The organism is Rasiella sp. SM2506 (assembly GCF_050859505.1).
Lineage (GTDB): Bacteria > Bacteroidota > Bacteroidia > Flavobacteriales > Flavobacteriaceae > Marinirhabdus.
On the sequence record NZ_CP193934.1, the window covers coordinates 1,352,361 to 1,372,346 of the forward strand.

Consider the following 19,986-nt stretch of genomic DNA (forward strand, 5'->3'; position numbering starts at 1 on the left):
TGCATTTTTGCTCCCGGGAGGCAATATGCCTTCCACAGAGCTTCCAATAGATAAGTTTGTGCACGTAAGTATTCATGCAGGGTTATTTTTTATTTGGTCGCTTTATTTTTTCAGAAAACAAAATAATACAATAGTCACTAGAACTTTTGCTTTAGTGGCTATTTCTTGTTTGCTTTATGGCATAATAGTTGAAGCTTTGCAAGAGAAATTTGTACCTTTAAGACATTCCGATGTTTTAGATTTGGTTGCAAATGGAGTAGGTATCCTATTGGGAGCCATTGTGTTTTACAAGGTCGCCACTAATTTTGAAAATCAAAATTGATATTTCCTTTTAAAGTACAGGATTATTTCTTTAAATTAGCAACAATTAAACACTTCGATTATGGAACAAAAGAAAAACCCAAAAGCAGACATGACACAATGGAGCTCGATCTTCTTGTTATTTGGTCTTGCATTTATGCTTTTTGTAGCTTGGCAAGCAATAGAATGGAAAACTTACGATAACAGTGGCCTGGCTTCAGACCAGTTAAATCTTGGTGACCAATTAGAAGAGGATATTCCAATTACACAACAATTAACCCCACCACCACCACCACCACCGCCACCACCAGCTCCAGAAATTATTGAAGTGGTCGAGGATGATGTAGAGGTAGAAGAAGTAATTCTTAAGTCTACGGAGGTTGATCAAAAAGAAGTGATTGCAGAAATTGAAGAAATTGAAGAAATAGTTGATGAAGTAATTGAAGATGTACCTTTTGCTATAATTGAAAATGTACCCGTGTATCCAGGTTGTGAGAACGCTGGAAACAATGAAGCAAAGAAAAAATGTATGTCTGAAAAAATTCAAAAATTTGTTCAGAAAAAATTTGATACAGATTTAGCGAGCGATTTAGGACTTGATGGTAGACAGCGTATTTCTGTTCAGTTTAAGATTGATAACAAAGGAAACGTAGTAGACGTTCGTGCAAGAGCACCACACCCCAAGCTAGAAGCTGAAGCTATAAATGTAGTGCAGTCACTACCCAAAATGACTCCAGGAATGCAACGAGGTAAGGCAGTAGGTGTAATCTATGCACTCCCTATTTTGTTCCAGGTAGAAAATTAAATAGTACCTATATACAATAGTAAATCCCACTTCTTTTGAAGTGGGATTTTTTTTGGCATAACAGTTGTTTTATACCTATTATAACTTCTAAATATACTAGTATGAAACGCTCAAGTAATGTGTGTGGTGCCACTACAAAAGTACCAAGTAAAAGAGCTGTAAAAAAGCAAATCAACATTAGCTGGAACTCTAGCATCTTCTTTCAGGTAGGTCTTATTGTGAGTCTTTTAGCTGCTTTTTTTGTTATGGAGCTAGAAATTGGAACGGCGCCAAATGTTGCCGTAACTCACGATGACGTACTTTGGGAAACCATCCCAGTAATTACGTATACTGTACTAAAAGATATTGTAGAAACTCCAAAGGAGCAGCCTAAAAAAGAAGTTTCACGAGAAATTAAAAAAGTAGTACCCACTATTGCTTCACAAACATTTGTGGCTGTAGAAAATACTATAGTAACTATTGAGGCGAAAATAGCAGACACTGAAACTCCAGTGGTAGTTCCTCCTGTTACAGATGTGGCTACAGATAAAGTGCCTCCTGCAACCACCACCATCTTAGGCGTAGAACACGTTCCTGTATTTCCTGGATGTGAAGGAGTTATTGGCAACGAGGCAAAGATAGATTGTATGTCTTCAAAGATTAAAGCTTTTATAGGGAAACGTTTTAAAACTGAAAATTTCGATTATTTTGAGCCAGGGAGTGTGCAAACTATACGAGCTTTTTTTACAATAGATTCCAACGGGACTATTGTTGAAATTCAGGCAAGAGCAAAAGATAAAAACCTGGAAGCCGAAGCAAAAAGGGTAATAGCAAAACTCCCTTTAATGCAACCTGGTCGTCAGGGGGATACTCCGGTAAATGTTACCTATGCGGTTCCTATACATTTTCAAGTACGTAATTAATAAAGATCCCGCCTTTTAAAGGCGGGTTTCCTTTTTTTTGGACATTTCAAAAAAGCGTATCTTTCGGCCTAATTAAACCGTTGCCTAATGAAGAACGTTGCTTTCCTTCTGGTTGTGTTCGCTTATATAAACATACATGCCCAGCAATCCAATAGTTTCGAAAAATATCCTGTCTTTCCGGAATGTGCCACAGTGGAAATAGGAGCACTAGAAAACTGTTTTAACACAACCTTTCAACAATATCTATTCGAAAATTTTAAAGTGCCACAGGTAGTTTCCGAAGAAAATTATTCTGGTTCCATGACTATTTTTTTTGAAGTGGATAAAGAAGGATCTTTTAAGTTATTATATACAGATGCTATTTATAAAGAACTGAAAGCAGAAGCCCAACGCGTTTTTGAAAATCTTCCAAAAATAACCCCGGCCACTTATAATGGAAAGCCAACCTATGTTCAGTTCACGTTGCCCATAGCGATACCCTTAAAAGCACCTGGCATAGGTGTCGTTGCTGCTAAAGATGTTGAAAAAACTACTTCAGATGAAAAAATAGTAACGTTAAAAAATGAATATGAAGACATAGAAAAATTCACATATGCTAATGAAGAATATGTAAGCAATATAAATATCCCTTTATCTCACCATACGTATAGCCTTTTTGACCCTGCTTTGAACAGGGTGGGGCAAAACAATCATACGGCTCAGAAACCTTATATTTATTCTGAAGTTAATAAATATTACAATTTTGAAGCTGAAAATGCCAAATTATTGAAAAATAAAAGCTCTTGGTTTGGCCGGAAGCTTTGGAACGAACACATGGTGCAGGTAAAAACAAAAGATTTTTGGTTCACCTTAGATCCTGGAGTAGACCTTCAAGTAGGAAAAGATACAGATGCAGATATCGACACCTACAACAACACACGTTTGGTGTATGCACAAGGAGGGATAGGGAAAGAATTCAACTTTTTTGCCGTAGTGTATGAAAGTCAAGGAAGATTTGCAGACTACTACAATAGGTTTGCAGAAGCCAATAAACCAGATGGTGGAAACCCAGCAATTATTCCTGGACGTGGCATTGCAAAAAGGTTTAAGGAAGATTCGTATGATTATCCTGTAGCCACTGGACATATATCGTATACGCCTAGTAAGTGGTTTAATTTTCAGTTAGGGCACGGCAAAATATTTTTGGGGGATGGGTATAGATCGTTATTGTTAAGTGATAACGCAACACCGTATCCATTTTTTAAAATAAACACAAATATCTGGAAGCTCAAATACACAAATACATGGATGAGCCTTCGGGATGTGCGGCCGGAAGCAACCGAGGATCGTACTTTCAGAACTAAGTTTGTCGCAAACCATTACTTAAGTTATAATGTTACAAAACGCTTAAACATTGGTTTGTTTGAGAGTGTAATTTGGGATAATAGAAATGATCGTGGTTTTGATCTAAACTATATAAATCCTGTAATTTTTTATCGTGCGATAGAGTTTTCTACAGGATCGCGAACGGGTAATGCGCTTATAGGCTTAACTGCCAAGTATAAATTTACAGATCGGGTAAATGTTTATTCTCAAGTTATTATTGACGAATTTTCTTCAGGAGATGTTTTTGGAGGAGAAAAAAGCTGGAAAAATAAATTAGGATATCAAATAGGTGCCAAGTATTATGATGCCTTTAGTGTAGACGGATTGTACCTGCAAGCCGAATATAATCGCATTCGTCCATATACCTATTCTCATAATACCGTTGTGCTTAACTACGGGCATAACAATCAATCATTAGCTCATACTTTGGGTGCTAACATTTCAGAATTTATTGCGATTGCTAGGTACCAAAAAGGTCGCTGGTTTGGTGATGCAAAAGTAATACTTGCAAAGCGCGGGTTAGAATTTGAACCCCCAGGGGATGGTGTCGATTATTATGGGGGGAGTATCTATGGAGATGAGGAAAACCGGCCTTTTAATACTGGTGTAGAAATTGGGCAAGGAAATACTACAGATTTCTTCCATACAGAGCTACAAGCGGGCTATTTAATTAATCCGGCAACAAACCTAAAGATATACGGAAGTGTAATTTTTAGAGATTTTAAACCTCTAGAAAATACGGCTACTGTATTTGAAAATCAAACCACTTGGGTGAATTTTGGTATTAGAACCGATTTGTTCAATTGGTATTACGATTTCTAGAAAGATTAGTTTTTGTTTTCTTTTTGAGACTCTTCGTATTTTTTCTGTTTAGCCTCATTTCGTCGTTTATAAACTCCTTCATTTTTTTCTACTTCACCATAAAGGGTTCGTAAGAATTTTTCAGTAGTTATAAAACCTTCTCCGTAGGCTTTGTTGTCGTAGAATTTTGTAAAATCACGCATGGCAGCAACTTGGTCTTCAGTTTTATTTTGCAAGAAAGCTGTTTTAATTCGCGAATAGTAAAGTTCTAGCATTGTAGCCATTTCTTTCACATCTGTAAAAGAAGCGAGTTCTCCGTGGCCAGGAATAATTTTTGTGTCTTTATTGCACAAGCGCTCTATCTTTTTGAGGCCTTCTATATATCCGTTATAACTTCCGCCATTTTTTGTGTCTAAGTAAGGATACATTCCATTTACAAACGCATCTCCTGTGTGCAACACATTGCTTTTGCGGAAATTAACAATAATATCGCTATTGGTGTGAGCATTTGGTAGGTGTATAAGTTGGATGTCCTCATCGTTATAATGAAATAATAAGTCATTTTCAAAAGATATGGCGGGTAAGGCTTCGTAGTCAATATCTGCCTGTGTATCCTCGGCTATTTGTTCAACCCTTTTTTCTATATTCTTTTTCATCTCCTTGACTTTTCCATCTACATTTCCTTTTTTTTCAGCTTCCTCAATTTCAGCGGTTAAACTTTTTAGTATGTCTTCTCTGGAGTTCTTATTAAGATTATTTGTAATGTTATCCCGAACATTTTTATGTGCAATCACAGTGGCTCCTTTTCTGCTAAAATTTTTGTTTCCACCTACATGGTCACCGTGTAAGTGTGTATTTACGATAAACTCTACTTGTTTTTCGGTTTTTCTCTGAATGATGGTCTGAATAAACTCTGAAGCATTTTCAAATTGGGTGTCTATCATTAAAGCACCATCAATTCCGTTTTGCACGGCTATGTTTCCTCCCATGCCCTTCAGCATAAAAATATTTTCTGTAACATCTATGCTGGAAGGTTTGTACTTATAGTTGTCGTCATTTTTATCAACTTGGTCTTTTTTCAGACTACTTTGATTTTTTTCATCTATTTCATCTTTATTTTGTGCAGTAACTATAAAGCCTGTAAATAATATGAATAGAGATAAAATAATTGCTTTGGTCATGTCTATTTGTTTGAATGAAGGCTCAAAGTAATAAAAAAAACCTTTTGACCATATAAGTATTGTGTTTTTATATTGTAAAAAATAGGTGCTTCCCCTATCTTTGCACCGCTCTAAAAATCAATACATCTTGGCGGTATCACAGTCTACATCTTTGCCAGTTTCAATTTTCAGGAATTTTACTGAAATTACCAAAATGCGACTTTCTGTTAGTGTCGTATTTTCCTCTGTGGCGGGATATCTACTTGGAGCAGAATCTTTGGACTTTTATGTTCTTTTGTTGCTTTGTGTTGGAGGCTATTGTATGGTTGGTGCCAGTAATGTCTTTAACCAAATAATTGAACGGGATTTAGATGCCAAAATGGATAGGACTAAAAATAGGCCTATTCCAGCTGGACGTTTAGGCGTAACGCCTGCTTTTATTCTTGCTAGTATACTCACGCTAGTAGGTATTTTTGTACTCTATATCATTAACCCGCAAACGGCAATGTTTGGAGCTATCTCCATATTTTTGTATGTAAGTTTATATACACCGTTAAAAACACGTACGCCACTCTCTGTATTTGTGGGAGCATTTCCTGGAGCAATTCCATTTATGTTAGGATGGGTAGCCGCTACAAATGATTTTGGAATAGAGCCAGGAACCTTATTTATGATCCAGTTTTTTTGGCAATTCCCCCACTTTTGGGCTATTGGTTGGTTTCTGTATGACGATTATAAAAAAGGAGGGTTCTTTATGTTGCCCAATGGCAGGCGCGACAAAGGAACTGCGATACAAGTAATTTTATATAGTATTTGGACAGTATTGGCATCATTAATTCCAGCTGTTGGTGTGACAGGAAAATTGTATTTAACGCCTTTTTCGGCAGTTTTAATTGGTGGTATTGGAGTTTGGTTGATTTACTATTCTGTAAGACTATACAAACAACAAACCGATAAAGCCGCAAAACAATTGATGCTCGTGAGCGTGAGTTACATAACATTGCTGCAAGTAATTTATGTGGCAGATAAATTTATAAGATAAAAATCTGTTTTGTAATAAAAGGTTTTTGATAAAAAATTCAGAAAAAGCATCCTAGTAGAACGAAGATATTTTTTCCATAAAAAGACAAAAAAGAAGATGGCAGATTATACAAAAGGAACTGAAGAATTTAAACTACGCCGAGCAAAAAAAATGATGCTATGGTTTGGTATTATTAGTCTTTCTATGAGTTTTGCTGGATGGACCAGTGCCTACGTTGTAAGTAAGGAGCGACCAGACTGGGTGGAAAATTTGCAAATTCCTACGGCATTTATTACAAGTCTTATTATTATCCTTGTAAGTAGTCTTACGTTGCATTTTGCAAAAAAGAGCATTCAGAAAGAAGAGCATAAAACTGGAATGATTTTATTGCTAACAACATTCGCATTGGGACTCGCGTTTATTTGGTTTCAAATAGAGGGTTTTCAAGAAATTATTGGGCTTTTTGGGTACAATCCAACAGGTCCTACAAGTAATATTACCTATACATTTATATTTTTAATTGCTGTGGTTCACTTAGTGCATGTAGTCGCTGGATTGGTGTGTCTTTTGGTGGTGATTTTTAATCACTCTAGAAAAAAATATGCCAACGGGAAGACATTAGGTGTGGAGCTTGCAACAACATTTTGGCATTTTGTAGACATTTTGTGGATTTATCTTTTGCTATTCTTTTACATTGCGTAACTGATTTTCAGTAAAATAAGTGCTAGTCAAAGTAAATACGTGAAAGCTTTTTTAGGATGAGTATAAATTGAGACAGGATGTTTTGAGAAATAAATATTAATCGTATTTTTGACACCAATTTAACACCAACTACTTTCTATGGACACGACTGTTGCAAAAACAGGAACCGAGGGGAAAACTTGGGGCGGAGGTAACAGACCGCTCAACGCTAGCTACGGTAAGTTAATGATGTGGTTTTTCATCGTTTCAGATGCCCTTACCTTTTCAGGATTTATTGCCGCGTACGGTTTTTCAAGATTTAAATTTGTAGACGCTTGGCCCATTGCCGACGAAGTATTTACGCACGTACCCTTTTTACATGGGGTGCCTGCGCCAATGTACTACGTAGCGTTTATGACCTTTATACTTATTTTCTCTTCTGTAACTATGGTGCTTGCCGTAGATGCAGGGCATAAGATGCAACAAAGGAAAGTAATTTGGTATATGTTTTTTACCATTATTGGAGGTGCTATTTTCGTAGGTTCACAAGCTTGGGAATGGGCAACTTTTATAAAAGGAGACTATGGTGCAGTGGAAACTAAAGGTGGAAAAATCCTTCAGTTTTTAGATGCTGACGGAAAGCGTGTTGCTATTGCAGACTTTACGGAGAAACTTCCAACAACCAGAGATATTCATGTGGAACAGAATGGAATTTGGTATGAAGCTGAACCAACGGTAACCACATATTCTTACGAAGAAGTAAAGGCAGGTTTCTTGGCAAACGAAAATTTATTGGTGAGAACCCAGTATTATGATGAAAACGGACACCCAACTGTTTTAACTAGAGAAGAATCTGTGGCTAAAATCATGAATGATGGTAAGCTAGTTGTAGAAGGGGCCAACCTAAGACACAACGAATACGGTCATCCCTTGTTTGCAGATTTCTTTTTCTTCATCACAGGATTTCACGGATTTCACGTATTGACGGGAGTCCTTATCAATTGTATCGTATTTTTTAATGTAGTGATTGGTACGTATGAGCGAAGAGGGAGTTATGAGATGGTAGAAAAAGTAGGACTGTATTGGCACTTTGTAGATTTAGTATGGGTATTCGTATTCACCTTCTTTTACCTTGTATAATAATAGAATTAGACTGAAAAATGGCACACGAACATAAATTAGCAATTTTTAGAGGAACGCTTAAGTTCAAGAGCAACATCACCAAGATTTGGGGCGTGTTTGTATTCTTGTCTGTTATCACAATTATTGAAGTAGCCTTTGGTATTATTAAACCAGAAGTTTTAACGGAAACTAAATTCCTGGCAGTAAAACTTCTTAATTGGATTTTTATCATCCTTACCCTGGTAAAAGCATATTATATTACGTGGGACTTTATGCACATGCGTGACGAAAAAAGTGGGTTACGCCGTGCCGTAGTATGGACTGCCGTATTTTTAATATGTTACTTAATTTTAATCTTATTAATTGAAGGAGACTATATTTATGAGGTGTATAAAAACAACTTTATTAAATTCGATTTTTAAGCGCTTTCAACTATAAAATAACAAACCCGACCTGTATTACAGTGTTGGGTTTTTTTATGCCCAAAAGTTGGTCAAACACTCTCTGCGCCGTATTTTTGCAGTGTGTTTTAAAAGAGCCGTTTTATTCCTATAAAAACACCAATTTTCAATTGTTATATGAAGAAGTCTCAAGTTTCTGGTAATGTTAGTTCTCTTGCTGCTAAGAAGTATGTTATTCTTAGTATCCTTTTTTTACTTCCTATTTCAATATATCTTTTTTTTGCCATGGGAGTGAATAATTTTGTGAAGCTGCCCGTGGTAAGTGAAAATGTGGAGGAGCTTTCAGGATTTGTAAATTTGGAAGGAAAGGAAATTGCCATGGGAGATAAAATTTCTGTATTACTTTTCTTCGGAACGAATATCGAAAACAGAAAAGCTAATGCCTTTAACCTGGCACATAAAATCTATAAGAAAAATTATCAATTTGAAGAATTTCAGTTTGTAACCCTTATAACTGAGGATCAAATTGAACAAGCAAAAGACCTTAAGGAGGAACTTTCAGAAATTGAAGACCCAAAAAACTGGAAATTTGCAGTGGGTAGCCCAGAAACTATCGAGGCTTTATTCTATTCTTTACAAACTAAGGGGGCTCTAGATGAAAATTTCAGCACCAATATAGTATTTGTTGTAGATAAGGATAGAAATTTACGTGGTAGGACAGATGATGAGGATTATGGAATGTTGTATGGTTACGATGCCTCCAATTATGCCGAAATTAATAACAAAATGAGTGACGATTTAAAAGTGGTGTTAGCAGAATACCGCCTGGCACTGAAAAAGTATAAAACAGAAAGAGAGATTTAATAACTATTAATAGATTGTAAAGAATCATCTCCCCTCCGGGGAGACCGAGAGGGGAAAAGCGAAATGAAAAAAAACAAAAATGCATATATAGGTATTTCATTAGTAATACTGGTGTTTGGAATAATTTTTATTCCCAAAATCATCAATAGAATTAGCAATAATGATATTGTAGATACTGACCGTCATAACTTGGAACATACTAGCGCACAAAAAAACGATACGCTAGCTTTTGTTGGGAATAAACAAGTGCCGGCCTTCCGCTTTATAAATCAGGATGCCGATACTATTACAAATGCAGATTATATGAACAAGGTGTATGTTGTAGAATTTTTCTTCAGCACCTGTCAAGATATATGTCCTATCATGAACCAGAATATGAAAAAAGTAGCCAAAGCGTATCCAGATGGTGCTATGGTGGGGATTGCTTCTTTTAGTATAGATCCAACGTATGACACGCCCGAGATATTAAAAGCATATGCCGAATCTTATGAAATTGATCACCCTAGCTGGAATTTTTTAACTGGTGATAAAGAGGAAATCTTTAAACTTTCAAACGAAGGTTTTAACTTGTATGCAGCCGAAGGAATGGATGAAGAGGATGACTTTCAGCATTCTGGATTTTTTGCATTAATAGATCAAAATGGAAACATACGTTCAAGAATTGACGAACATGGCAATCCTATTGTGTATTACGATGGTTTAAAAGACGAAGGGGTGCAAATGCTGATTAAAGACATAAAAAAATTACTGTAATGAGCGAAACCACAAAAAAATATACAGTTTGGATTTGGGTTTTATCTATTGTGATTCCCGTTGCTGTAGCGGTATTATTTACGATACGTATTCCTGGTGTAGAACGTATGGGGTTTTTACCACCTATTTATGCAAGTATTAATGCATTAACCGCTTTTTTACTGGTTATTTCGGTGCTCATGATTAAACAGGGAAAACGAGACATTCACGAACGATTGATGAAAACGTGTATCGTGCTTTCCGTTTTGTTTTTGCTAATGTATGTTACCTATCATATGACGTCAGATTCGACTTCATACGGAGGCGAAGGTGCGATACGGTATGTATATTTCTTTATATTAATCAGTCATATCTTATTGTCAATTATTATTATTCCTTTTGTACTCATAACATATGTACGCGCTATTTCGGGTAATTTTCCACAGCATAAAAAAATAGCACGTATTACATTTCCGTTATGGTTGTATGTGGCAGTTACCGGAGTAATAGTATATATAATGATTTCTCCCTATTATTAAGTACATGAAAAAAACCTATAGCATAGCAATACTTCTTCTGCTCTTCACGGTTCTCCCGGCCGAGGCTCAATGCGCTATGTGTCGTGCTGTTCTGGAAAGTGAAGAAAGTGGTGCCGCGGCAAAAGGGATTAATAACGGTATTGTTTATTTAATGATTTTCCCGTATTTGCTTATAGGCGGGATTGGATTTGCCATCTATAAATTATTTCAAAAAGCTAAGTTGGAGGATAATTAACAAAATCTTCACAAAGTATATGTAACAATTTAATCTATGTTAAGTCTTATGTAAGCGAGACTTAACCACCAAACCCCCCAAAAGTCTTAACAAGAATTTCACAAAATACTACCCTAAAGGTGGTTATTTTGTTTTTATATTTTAAGAAAGATGATAACAATCAAAGATTTACATAAATCTTATAAAATGGGGAGTAATTCGCTTCACGTTTTAAAAGGGATTAATTTTGACGTTGCTGAAGGTGAGATGGTTTCTATTATGGGCTCTTCGGGTTCAGGTAAATCTACATTACTCAATATTCTAGGTATGTTGGATGAAGCAGATGAAGGTACCTATCATCTGGATGGAAAACCCATTAATAAACTGAACGAAAAAATTGCCGCCAAATACCGAAATCAATTTCTTGGTTTTATTTTTCAATCTTTCAACCTTATAAACTACAAAACAGCTTTAGACAATGTTGCCCTACCTTTATATTATCAAGGTATGAAGCGAAATGAACGTATCCAGCGTGCGCATCATTATTTAGAAAAGGTAGGTTTGGCAGATTGGGCTACACACCTTCCCAACGAACTTTCTGGAGGACAAAAACAACGTGTAGCTATTGCACGCGCCCTGGCCAGCGACCCAAAAGTGTTATTGGCAGATGAGCCAACGGGAGCACTAGACACCAAGACCTCTTATGAAGTAATGGAACTTATCCAAAACATCAATGACGAAGGAAAAACTATTTTGGTAGTTACCCACGAAGATGATATTGCGCATATGACCAAGCGTATTGTGAATCTAAAAGATGGTCTTATTATAGACGATAGTACAGTAACTCAGATACGCGCCACGGAAGCACGCCAAAAAGCCTACGAAAATGTTTGATTTAGAACGCTGGCAAGAAATATTCGAAACCATTGGGAAAAATAAACTCCGCACTTTTTTAACGGGGCTTTCTGTGGCATCGGGTATTTTTATATTGGTAATTTTATTGGGCTTTAGCAGCGGAATTCAAAAAGGGGTAAAAACGCAGTTCGAGCAGGATGCTACCAATCGTATTTCAGTATGGACCCGAATGACTACAAAAAGCTACAAAGGTTTAAATCCAGGACGATTCATCCAGATGCGTACTAGTGACTTTGAAGCCATTAACAACAAATACGAAGACAATTTAGAATACAAAACGGCCATCTTTAATATGTGGGGTAGCCAAGTAACTTACAAAGGCGAAACGGGTAACTATAGACTAGAAGGGGCCAACCCAGACCAGCAACTTATAGAAAATGCCAGTATGACCTCTGGCAGATTTATAAGCCAGGACGATATGGATGAGTCCAGAAAAATTGCTGTGATTGGGTATATTATTCAGAAAGACTTATTTAAAGGCAAAGACCCTATTGGAGAAATCATTTCAATTTTTGGAGTTAATTTTAAAGTAGTTGGAGTCTATACAGATCCAGGTGGCGAACGTGAAGAAGGTAGAGTGTTTGTTCCACTACCAGCGGCACAAATTGCTTTTGGTGCGGGTGATAGAGTTCGCTCGTTGGCGTATACCGTAAAAATGGCCGAAAATTTTGACGAAGCTGTTGCTCAATCTATCGCAATTTCAGAAAATATTGAACAAGATATTAAAGCGAGGCATACGGTGGCTCCGGATGACCGCAGTGCTGTAAACGTAAACAATACTTTAGAAGAAGCTAAGAAAATTTATAGCTTAATTGCTGTAATTAGAAATGTGTTTTGGTTTATCGGGATTTTTACCATTATAGCTGGAGTGGTTGGGGTGAGTAATATTATGCTCATTATTGTAAAAGAACGTACCAAAGAAATTGGAATCCGAAAAGCTATTGGGGCACTGCCAGGCTCCATCATTGCTCTTATTTTACAGGAAGCAATTTTTATTACGGCTGTGGCAGGTTTTATTGGTCTTTTTGCTGGAGTAGCATTATTGCAACTAGTAAGCCCCTTGGTAGATAATGATTTTATAAAATCGCCGCAAGTAGATTTTAATACCGCGTTAATTACGGTCATTATTTTAATTATAGCCGGTGCTGTCGCAGGGTATATTCCAGCCAGAAGAGCGGCTCACATTAAACCTATAGACGCTTTAAGAGACGAATAATATGTTAAACAAAGATCGTTGGAACGAAATTTTAGAAGCGCTAAGTGCCAATCCATTTAGAACGCTTTTGACGGCTTTTGGTGTTTTTTGGGGGATCTTTATCTTGGTGGTGCTACTGGCTTTGACCACGGGACTTAGAAATGGTGTAAGCAAGGATTTTGGTGATTTTGCAACCAACTCTATTTTTATGTGGGGGCAAGGTACTTCAAAACCTTACAAGGGATTACCCAAAGGAAGACGGGTACAATTCAAAATGCAAGATGTAGCAGTACTGAAGGAAAAATTGCCACAATTAAAATATGTCTCTCCTCGTGGCCAACTGGGAGGGTATAATGGTGCTAACAACGTTACTAGAAATGAAAAAACGGGCGCTTTTACTGTTAGTGGTGACTACCCAGAATTTATTAAACAGCAACCCATGGATATTACAAAGGGGCGTTTTATAAGTTATTCAGATATTAACGAGAAACGAAAAGGGGTCGTTATTGGTGATGGAGTTGTTACAAGTCTTTTTAATATTGGAGAGAACCCAATTGGAGAGTACATTAAAATTAACGGTGTTAATTTTATGATTATTGGGACTTTTAATGCCCCTAGCAATAATGGAGATAGCGAAGAGCTAGCCAATACTATTTATGTGCCTTTTACAACTTTTAATCAGGTGTTTAATCGTGGAGATGAAGTAGGTTGGATGGCTATTACAGCGTTTGATGAATACAGTATCACTTCCTTAAAACCAAGAATTCTTGAGATTATGCGGGAACAACGTACTATTCATCCAGAAGATGATCGTGCTATTGGTAATTTTGATCGCGCGGAAGCCTTCGGAAGAATTACAGGATTGTTCGACATTTTGAAATTCGTAGGCTTTTTTGTGGGCGGACTCATCCTGGCTTCCGGAATGATTGGCGTTATAAATATTCTTCTTATTTCAGTAAAAGAAAGAACGAACGAAATTGGAGTGAGAAGAGCCCTTGGGGCAACACCCTGGCAAGTGCGTTGGCAGATTATTCAAGAGTCACTTATTATAACGCTTATGAGTGGTATGGCTGGCGTAGCAGGAGGAGCAGGATTAATTTGGATTATGAACTATGCTTTAGAGCAAAGCGGTCCGGTAGATAATTTTGCGAACCCTTCCGTAAATATTGCGGTTATCATAACGGCATTAATTATTTTGATTATTTCAGGAATTTTAGCAGGACTCTTTCCAGCCGTTAGAGCCACAAAAATAAAACCAGTAGACGCATTGCGTACAGATTAACTAACAGAAATAGTAGATACAACTAATTATTATGAAAAAAGGATTTATCATCACCGTACTTGTTTTAGTTTTCCTAGGCTTTATTTTAGGCTTATGGTATGTGTTCAGCTTAGACAGTAAAGATCCTGTTGTGTATGAAACAGAGCAGGCCTCTATACAAACCATTGTAAAGAAAACGGTAGCTACGGGAAGTATTGTGCCAAAGGAAGAAGTGCTCATTAAACCGAACATTTCAGGAATTATTGACGAAATCTTTGTGGAAGCAGGGGACGTGATCGAAAGAGGAGCTCTTATTGCCAAGGTAAAAGTAGTGCCTAATGTATCCTCATTAACCAGCGCAAAAAACAATATTAATAGTGCCAATACTCAAGTTGAAACAGCACGTTTGGCATTAGAAAGTCAGAAAAATATTTACCAGCGGCAAAAAGAGTTGTTTGAAAAAGGTGTGATTTCTGCCAATGAGTTTGATAATGCAGAATTAGCCTACAATCAATCGCAACAACGTTACAACCAGGAAAAAGTTACCTTAACAGGTGCAAGACAAAACTTCGATATTGTAAAAACAGGAACTACAAGCGGTTTGGGAGCTTCGGCAAATACCGAAATTAGAGCAACTGTTTCCGGAATGGTACTAGATGTGCCTGTAAAAACCGGAAATCAGGTAATTGAATCTAATAACTTTAACGATGGTACTACTATAGCAACACTCGCAGATGTAGATAAAATGATTTTTGAAGGAAAAGTAGACGAGAGTGAAGTAGGAAAAATTACCGAGAATCTTCCACTGGAGATTACGGTAGGAGCTATAGAGAATAAAAAGTTTGATGCTATTCTGGATTATATTGCTCCAAAGGGAGTGAGTGAAAATGGTGCCATCCAGTTTTCTATCAAGGGAACTTTAAAGAAGCAAGATACTACTACGTTTATACGTGCTGGATTAAGCGCTAATGCATCAATTATTCTGGCAAAAGCCGAAAATGTACTGGGTATTAAAGAAGCTTTAGTACAATACGACCCCGAAACTCAAAAACCTTTTGTAGAAGTTGCCGTTGGTGATCAGGAATTTATAAGAAAAGATGTGGAACTAGGCGTAAGCGACGGGTTAAATGTAGAGGTTAAAAGCGGCATTACTAAAGAGGATAAGATCAAGGTTTGGAACCAATTAAAAGCACCTCCAGCATTCGATGGCAGATAATTTCTGCTCATTCCTGTAACACTTTTAAAAATCAAAAGACATATACTTCAACTACAATCAATCATGAAAAAATTTCTTTTTTTAATAACACTACTGCTTTTGGGAATTACAATCCAAGCGCAGGATAAAAAATGGACTCTTAAGGAATGTGTGCAGTACGCGCTGGAAAATAATATTTCCATTAAGCAAAGTGAGTTGGACTTAAAAATAACCGAAGCCGATAAACTTTCAGCTATAGGTAACTTCCTGCCAAGTTTAAATGCTGGTGCTAGTGTTTCGGAAAATACCGGATTGAGTTTTAACCCTGTAACAAACAACGCACAAACCACCACCTTTTTATCTGCTACTGGTAATATAAATGTAGGATACACCTTGTTTGATGGGTTGCGAAATGTAAGGCAAATACAACGAGCAAAACTTTCGAAGCTTTCAGCAGAGTACCGTCTGGATAAAATGAAGGACGATATTGCACTGTTTGTAGCCAATGCGTATTTAACCATTTTAAATAATAAAGCCAACCTAGCCTCTGCGAACTCACAAAACTTAGTGACTCTAGAACAGATTGAAAGAACCAATGCATTGGTAGATGCTGGTACCTTGCCTCGTGGCGATTTATTGGAAATTGAAGCTACGAATGCTAGTGAGCTTCAGAATATTGCTACGTTGGAAAATGCAGTAACTATTTCCCGTATTAGTCTTGCGCAGTTATTATTGGTAGAAGATTATCAAACCTTCGACATTGTAGATGAAGGATATGATATTGTGTTGAATGAAATTTCAGAAAAACCAGTTTCAGAAATTATCTCATCTGCTGAGGAAAATAGAAGCGAAGTGAAAATTGCCGAGCAAAGTGTAGCACTGGCAGAAAAAGACCTTCAAATTGCAAAAGCAGATTATATGCCAACGCTTTCAGCATTTTTTGGCTATAATACCAGATATACAGATGCCACTTCTTTTGACCAATTTGTAGATCCAGACAATCCTGTGTCCACGCAGCCTATAGGAGTAGTGCAGGAGACAGGACAAGTGGTTGTTGGCGAATTTCCTAATACAACTACACGCATAGTGGGGGCAGCTCCATTTTCTGAACAGATTTACCTTAACGATGGTGTTTCGTATGGATTACAACTTAACATTCCAATCTTTAATGGATTTTCGGTTAAAAGTAATGTGATGCGGAACAAAGTAAATGTAGAGCGAACCAAATATCAGTTAGAGCAAGCAAAACTAGATTTAGAAAGTAATGTTTATCAGGCGTATGTAGATGCAAAAGGCTCATTAAAAGCCTATGAAGCTGCCGAAAAAGCATTAGAAAGTCAAGAACTGGCCTATCAATATGCAAAGGATAGATATGACGTTGGACTAACCAATGCCTTCGATTTTAGCCAAAGCAAAGTGCGTTTCGATAATACTACGATTGCACTAAACCAAGCCAAGTACGACTATATTTTCAAACTGAAAGTATTAGAATTATACTTTGGTATAGAGCCTACCGAACTTAAGTTTTAAACAATGAAATGCCCATTACGTACTATTAACCAAATGAAGATGCATAGTTTAGGCATTCCATCTTCTTATGTATCAAATATTTTATAAGGATGAAAAAAACAATCATTTGGATTACTGTTATTGCCGTTGTGCTAGTTATAACACTAGTTGCAGGTAAAAAAATGGGGCTTTTTGGTAAAGGTGGCAATATGACGGAAGTAGAGATTTCCAAAATTGAACCCATAGATATTACCGAAACCGTTGCAGCAACAGGGAAAATACAGCCAGAAATAGAGGTTAAAATTTCGTCTGAAGTTTCAGGAGAAATTATTGAACTTCCTATTAAAGAAGGCCAGCAGGTAGAAAAAGGAGATTTACTGGTACGCGTAAATCCAGATTTAATTCAAGCTGCCGTGAGCCAGTCTCAAGCTGGATTACAAAATGTGCGTGCACAATTAAATCAAGCTGAAGCTTCTCTAAAAAATAGTAAAGCAAATTACGAAAGAAACAAAGCGCTTTTTGATAAAGGAGTGATTTCAAAATCGCAGTGGGATCAGTCTATTGCAGAGTACGAAGGTGCTCAGGCAAACGTACAATCTGTTTACTACAGCGTACAGAGTGCTGCGGCAAACGTAAAGCAGTCTCGCGATAATTTATCCAGAACAAGTATTTATGCACCTATGAGCGGAACAATTTCGCTTTTAGCCGCAGAATTGGGAGAACGTGTGGTAGGAACTGCACAAATGGCGGGTACCGAAATATTGAGAGTAGCCAACCTAAGCAATATGGAGGTTGAGGTAGATGTAAATGAAAATGATATTGTAAAAGTAGCCGTTGGCGATAGTACTATTGTTGAAGTAGATGCCTACTTAAAAAGAGAGTTTAAAGGGATTGTGACCGAAATTGCTAATTCGGCACAAAGTACCTTGACGGCAGACCAGGTTACCAACTTTAAGGTAAAGGTGCGAATCTTACCAGAGTCTTATAAAGATTTAACAAATGGAAAGCCAGAAAGTTATTCGCCATTCCGTCCGGGTATGACAGCAACGGTGGATATTATTACAAACAAGCGTAAAAATATAGTAGGAGTTCCCATTAGTGCTATTGTTATAAAAACCGACACTACTGGAAAGAAAAAAGCAAATAGAAAAGCTCCAACTACAGGATTAGACGAAAAATTTGAGTGTGTCTTTGTAAAAGTTGGTGATGAGGCCAAATTGCGAGTCGTGACAACAGGAATTCAAAACGATACCAATATCGAAATTTTAAGCGGTCTTGAGGAAGGTGACGAAGTAATTACAGGACCTTATAACACGGTGACTAAAACGTTGGATCCAGGTGATAAAATTACTTTGATGCAAGAGAAAAAGGACGCCAAAAAAGAAGAGAAAGAATAATGGCAGTAGTGCTTTGTATAGAAACAGCCACAACAAATTGTTCAGTAGCGCTTTCGGTAAATGGAAGCGTTATTGCTTTTAGGGAAGATTCCGATAAAAATTATAGCCATGCAGAACAATTGCATGTATTTATAGAAGAAATTTTGGCAGAAGTAAAGCTGGACAAAGCTAATCTGGATGCGATTGCTGTGAGTAAAGGGCCTGGAAGTTATACAGGGCTCCGTATAGGGGTTTCAGCAGTAAAAGGTCTCTGTTATGCGCTAGAGATTCCATTAATTTCTATTCCTACCTTAGCAGTGCTTGCTTCCCAAGTTAACAGTGCAGCAACAGTAGTACCTATGTTGGATGCTAGACGGATGGAAGTGTATGCTGCGGTGTATGCAGAAGAAAAAGAAATTCGTAAGACCCGTGCTGAAATTTTAAATGAAACTTCTTTTGCTGAATATCTTCAAGCAGGAAAAGTTGTTTTTATAGGAAATGGTGTTGAAAAATTTAAAACTTTATGCCAACATCCCAATGCCGAATTTATAACAGATGCACTTCCTTCAGCAAAGCAAATGGCGGTTTTGGCAGAGAAAAAATATACGGATAAACTTTTTGAAGATGTAGCTTATTTTGAACCCTATTATTTAAAAGATTTTAAAATGGGATAGGGTATTACAACTCTATGTTTTCTAAAGAATTGAAATAAATAATAGTATCTATAAGATCCTCTTCATTGTTGAGGTTAAGTTTGTTTTTTGCTACAAACTTTTTAATTACTTCCTGATATTTCCCAAATACTTTTAATTTTTTACTCCTAGCGCTGGGTAATTCATAAAACTTACCATTTTTGGCAACTAAATAATATACCGGTCTATCTTCAAATTTTGCCAGAATATTTCTTGTAATGGACGTTTTTGCAGGTTTTGCAGGGTAAAATTTCTTATTCAGTTTTTTAAAGATATCAATTTTATCACCTTCGTACAAAACCTGAAAATACCCACCATCTTCTATACGCCCGAGATAGGGGACAAAAACAAAGATAGCATCCACGATTTTTACAAAAATATCAGGAGATTTTGGAAGTGGTTTTGCTTTGCTAATTGGAGTTTCTAAATATTCCTTTATTTCTATTTCATCTGCAACTGCATTGTAACGTAATGCAACATTACTGGCCATTAGCTTTTTATTTTGGTATACATTTCCCGGTAAGAAAGAAGGATTGTTGTAAGGCGTTCCGTTATAGCTTGCGGTGTCTTTATAGTCTACAAATTTATCTTGTCTTTTAATAAACTCGTCTAATTGGTAAATACCATTTATAAACCTACGGGTTTGGGTTTCCTGCGCCTCTAAACCGCTACTTCCTATAGAAAATAGAATAAATATAATAATGCATTTTTTCATAACTGAAATTCAGATTAATACATGTAGTTGTAGCTGGTTGAAGTAAAAATAAGCGACTCATTTCTTTTCAACAAAATATATACCCTTTAAATGTATGAAGTATCACGACTTTTATAAATTACGACTTACAAAGTGCTATTTAATATGCTGAAAAATAATGTGTTACACTTATAATGAAGTAGAGGTGGATGATTTTCTTTTGCCCTGCGTTATAAAAAAGT

The 19,986-nt window shown here is 36.7% G+C and carries 21 protein-coding genes; 19 read left to right on the plus strand and 2 right to left on the minus strand.

The annotated features are described in order from the left end of the window. Nucleotides 1-25: 25 nt before the first annotated feature. The 4 genes from ACQ2HF_RS06115 to ACQ2HF_RS06130 all read left to right on the plus strand — a co-directional run bounded on the left by ACQ2HF_RS06115 (nucleotide 26) and on the right by ACQ2HF_RS06130 (nucleotide 4,194). A complete protein-coding gene (locus tag ACQ2HF_RS06115; RefSeq protein ID WP_432412643.1) occupies nucleotides 26-322 on the plus strand; it encodes a VanZ family protein in 297 nt (98 codons plus the stop codon). Between the two features lie 60 nt (nucleotides 323-382). After that, nucleotides 383-1,105, plus strand: coding sequence for an energy transducer TonB (locus ACQ2HF_RS06120; RefSeq protein WP_432412644.1), 723 nt, complete (start codon nucleotides 383-385; stop codon nucleotides 1,103-1,105). Between the two features lie 101 nt (nucleotides 1,106-1,206). Continuing rightward, nucleotides 1,207-2,007 carry an energy transducer TonB gene (locus ACQ2HF_RS06125; RefSeq protein ID WP_432412645.1) on the plus strand — a complete coding sequence of 267 codons (801 nt, stop codon included), beginning with the start codon at nucleotides 1,207-1,209 and terminating at the stop codon, nucleotides 2,005-2,007. 87 nt (nucleotides 2,008-2,094) lie between these two features. Next, nucleotides 2,095-4,194, plus strand: coding sequence for a gliding motility protein RemB (locus ACQ2HF_RS06130; protein ID WP_432412646.1), 2,100 nt, complete (start codon nucleotides 2,095-2,097; stop codon nucleotides 4,192-4,194). A 5-nt stretch (nucleotides 4,195-4,199) separates the two neighbouring features. On the opposite strand, the gene ACQ2HF_RS06135 is transcribed toward ACQ2HF_RS06130, so the two are convergent. Continuing rightward, the gene (locus tag ACQ2HF_RS06135; RefSeq protein ID WP_432412647.1) at nucleotides 4,200-5,354 is read right to left on the minus strand and encodes an MBL fold metallo-hydrolase; all 1,155 of its coding nucleotides are present in this window, start codon (nucleotides 5,352-5,354) and stop codon (nucleotides 4,200-4,202) included. A 127-nt stretch (nucleotides 5,355-5,481) separates the two neighbouring features. Here ACQ2HF_RS06135 and cyoE point away from each other — a divergent pair, with 127 nt between their 5' ends. From cyoE to tsaB, 15 genes are all read left to right on the plus strand, one after another. Next, complete coding sequence (gene cyoE, locus ACQ2HF_RS06140) at nucleotides 5,482-6,375, plus strand: heme o synthase (RefSeq protein ID WP_432413058.1); 894 nt, start codon at nucleotides 5,482-5,484, stop codon at nucleotides 6,373-6,375. A 96-nt stretch (nucleotides 6,376-6,471) separates the two neighbouring features. Further along, nucleotides 6,472-7,056, plus strand: coding sequence for a cytochrome c oxidase subunit 3 (locus ACQ2HF_RS06145; protein WP_432412648.1), 585 nt, complete (start codon nucleotides 6,472-6,474; stop codon nucleotides 7,054-7,056). 138 nt (nucleotides 7,057-7,194) lie between these two features. Beyond that, complete coding sequence (locus tag ACQ2HF_RS06150; RefSeq protein WP_432412649.1) at nucleotides 7,195-8,175, plus strand: cytochrome c oxidase subunit 3; 981 nt, start codon at nucleotides 7,195-7,197, stop codon at nucleotides 8,173-8,175. Nucleotides 8,176-8,195: 20 nt separating this feature from the next. Then, the gene (locus ACQ2HF_RS06155) at nucleotides 8,196-8,579 is read left to right on the plus strand and encodes a cytochrome C oxidase subunit IV family protein (RefSeq protein WP_432412650.1); all 384 of its coding nucleotides are present in this window, start codon (nucleotides 8,196-8,198) and stop codon (nucleotides 8,577-8,579) included. Nucleotides 8,580-8,735: 156 nt separating this feature from the next. Next, the gene (locus ACQ2HF_RS06160) at nucleotides 8,736-9,422 is read left to right on the plus strand and encodes a hypothetical protein (RefSeq protein WP_432412651.1); all 687 of its coding nucleotides are present in this window, start codon (nucleotides 8,736-8,738) and stop codon (nucleotides 9,420-9,422) included. 63 nt (nucleotides 9,423-9,485) lie between these two features. Continuing rightward, nucleotides 9,486-10,175 (plus strand): SCO family protein, encoded by a 690-nt coding sequence (locus ACQ2HF_RS06165; protein WP_432412652.1) that lies wholly within the window; start codon nucleotides 9,486-9,488, stop codon nucleotides 10,173-10,175. Then, entirely contained in the window at nucleotides 10,175-10,693 is a 519-nt protein-coding gene (locus tag ACQ2HF_RS06170; RefSeq protein WP_432412653.1) for a DUF420 domain-containing protein, read from the plus strand. Before ACQ2HF_RS06165 ends, ACQ2HF_RS06170 begins: the two co-directional genes overlap by 1 nt. A gap of 4 nt (nucleotides 10,694-10,697) precedes the next feature. Further along, nucleotides 10,698-10,928, plus strand: a complete 231-nt coding sequence (locus ACQ2HF_RS06175; protein ID WP_432412654.1) for a hypothetical protein — start codon at nucleotides 10,698-10,700, stop codon at nucleotides 10,926-10,928. A gap of 150 nt (nucleotides 10,929-11,078) precedes the next feature. After that, on the plus strand, nucleotides 11,079-11,801 hold the full coding sequence (locus ACQ2HF_RS06180; protein ID WP_432412655.1) for an ABC transporter ATP-binding protein: 723 nt from the start codon (nucleotides 11,079-11,081) through the stop codon (nucleotides 11,799-11,801). Continuing rightward, complete coding sequence (locus tag ACQ2HF_RS06185; RefSeq protein WP_432412656.1) at nucleotides 11,794-13,038, plus strand: ABC transporter permease; 1,245 nt, start codon at nucleotides 11,794-11,796, stop codon at nucleotides 13,036-13,038. Before ACQ2HF_RS06180 ends, ACQ2HF_RS06185 begins: the two co-directional genes overlap by 8 nt. Nucleotide 13,039: 1 nt before the next feature. Further along, nucleotides 13,040-14,299, plus strand: a complete 1,260-nt coding sequence (locus ACQ2HF_RS06190; RefSeq protein ID WP_432412657.1) for an ABC transporter permease — start codon at nucleotides 13,040-13,042, stop codon at nucleotides 14,297-14,299. 31 nt (nucleotides 14,300-14,330) lie between these two features. Continuing rightward, nucleotides 14,331-15,494: an efflux RND transporter periplasmic adaptor subunit gene (locus tag ACQ2HF_RS06195; protein ID WP_432412658.1), complete on the plus strand. Its 1,164-nt coding sequence runs from the start codon at nucleotides 14,331-14,333 to the stop codon at nucleotides 15,492-15,494. Nucleotides 15,495-15,557: 63 nt separating this feature from the next. Beyond that, a complete protein-coding gene (locus ACQ2HF_RS06200) occupies nucleotides 15,558-17,003 on the plus strand; it encodes a TolC family protein (RefSeq protein WP_432412659.1) in 1,446 nt (481 codons plus the stop codon). 89 nt (nucleotides 17,004-17,092) lie between these two features. Further along, a complete protein-coding gene (locus tag ACQ2HF_RS06205; protein ID WP_432412660.1) occupies nucleotides 17,093-18,379 on the plus strand; it encodes an efflux RND transporter periplasmic adaptor subunit in 1,287 nt (428 codons plus the stop codon). Next, nucleotides 18,379-19,032, plus strand: coding sequence for a tRNA (adenosine(37)-N6)-threonylcarbamoyltransferase complex dimerization subunit type 1 TsaB (gene tsaB, locus ACQ2HF_RS06210; RefSeq protein ID WP_432412661.1), 654 nt, complete (start codon nucleotides 18,379-18,381; stop codon nucleotides 19,030-19,032). Before ACQ2HF_RS06205 ends, tsaB begins: the two co-directional genes overlap by 1 nt. Nucleotides 19,033-19,036: 4 nt before the next feature. Here tsaB and ACQ2HF_RS06215 read toward each other — a convergent pair whose 3' ends face one another. Then, complete coding sequence (locus ACQ2HF_RS06215) at nucleotides 19,037-19,765, minus strand: hypothetical protein (protein WP_432412662.1); 729 nt, start codon at nucleotides 19,763-19,765, stop codon at nucleotides 19,037-19,039. Nucleotides 19,766-19,986: the final 221 nt, after the last annotated feature.

Bases quoted from the DNA above. Each gene is read 5' to 3' on its own strand.
- ACQ2HF_RS06125 (WP_432412645.1), top strand. From the start codon at position 1,207: ATGAAACGCTCAAGTAATGTGTGTGGTGCCACTACAAAAGTACCAAGT.
- ACQ2HF_RS06115 (WP_432412643.1), top strand. From the start codon at position 26: ATGCCTTCCACAGAGCTTCCAATAGATAAGTTTGTGCACGTAAGTATT.
- ACQ2HF_RS06150 (WP_432412649.1), top strand. From the start codon at position 7,195: ATGGACACGACTGTTGCAAAAACAGGAACCGAGGGGAAAACTTGGGGC.
- tsaB (WP_432412661.1), top strand. From the start codon at position 18,379: ATGGCAGTAGTGCTTTGTATAGAAACAGCCACAACAAATTGTTCAGTA.
- ACQ2HF_RS06165 (WP_432412652.1), top strand. From the start codon at position 9,486: ATGAAAAAAAACAAAAATGCATATATAGGTATTTCATTAGTAATACTG.
- ACQ2HF_RS06160 (WP_432412651.1), top strand. From the start codon at position 8,736: ATGAAGAAGTCTCAAGTTTCTGGTAATGTTAGTTCTCTTGCTGCTAAG.
- ACQ2HF_RS06200 (WP_432412659.1), top strand. From the start codon at position 15,558: ATGAAAAAATTTCTTTTTTTAATAACACTACTGCTTTTGGGAATTACA.
- ACQ2HF_RS06180 (WP_432412655.1), top strand. From the start codon at position 11,079: ATGATAACAATCAAAGATTTACATAAATCTTATAAAATGGGGAGTAAT.
- ACQ2HF_RS06195 (WP_432412658.1), top strand. From the start codon at position 14,331: ATGAAAAAAGGATTTATCATCACCGTACTTGTTTTAGTTTTCCTAGGC.
- ACQ2HF_RS06135 (WP_432412647.1), bottom strand. From the start codon at position 5,354: ATGACCAAAGCAATTATTTTATCTCTATTCATATTATTTACAGGCTTT.
- ACQ2HF_RS06130 (WP_432412646.1), top strand. From the start codon at position 2,095: ATGAAGAACGTTGCTTTCCTTCTGGTTGTGTTCGCTTATATAAACATA.
- ACQ2HF_RS06205 (WP_432412660.1), top strand. From the start codon at position 17,093: ATGAAAAAAACAATCATTTGGATTACTGTTATTGCCGTTGTGCTAGTT.
- ACQ2HF_RS06185 (WP_432412656.1), top strand. From the start codon at position 11,794: ATGTTTGATTTAGAACGCTGGCAAGAAATATTCGAAACCATTGGGAAA.
- ACQ2HF_RS06175 (WP_432412654.1), top strand. From the start codon at position 10,698: ATGAAAAAAACCTATAGCATAGCAATACTTCTTCTGCTCTTCACGGTT.
- ACQ2HF_RS06170 (WP_432412653.1), top strand. From the start codon at position 10,175: ATGAGCGAAACCACAAAAAAATATACAGTTTGGATTTGGGTTTTATCT.
- ACQ2HF_RS06190 (WP_432412657.1), top strand. From the start codon at position 13,040: ATGTTAAACAAAGATCGTTGGAACGAAATTTTAGAAGCGCTAAGTGCC.
- ACQ2HF_RS06145 (WP_432412648.1), top strand. From the start codon at position 6,472: ATGGCAGATTATACAAAAGGAACTGAAGAATTTAAACTACGCCGAGCA.
- ACQ2HF_RS06155 (WP_432412650.1), top strand. From the start codon at position 8,196: ATGGCACACGAACATAAATTAGCAATTTTTAGAGGAACGCTTAAGTTC.
- ACQ2HF_RS06215 (WP_432412662.1), bottom strand. From the start codon at position 19,765: ATGAAAAAATGCATTATTATATTTATTCTATTTTCTATAGGAAGTAGC.
- ACQ2HF_RS06120 (WP_432412644.1), top strand. From the start codon at position 383: ATGGAACAAAAGAAAAACCCAAAAGCAGACATGACACAATGGAGCTCG.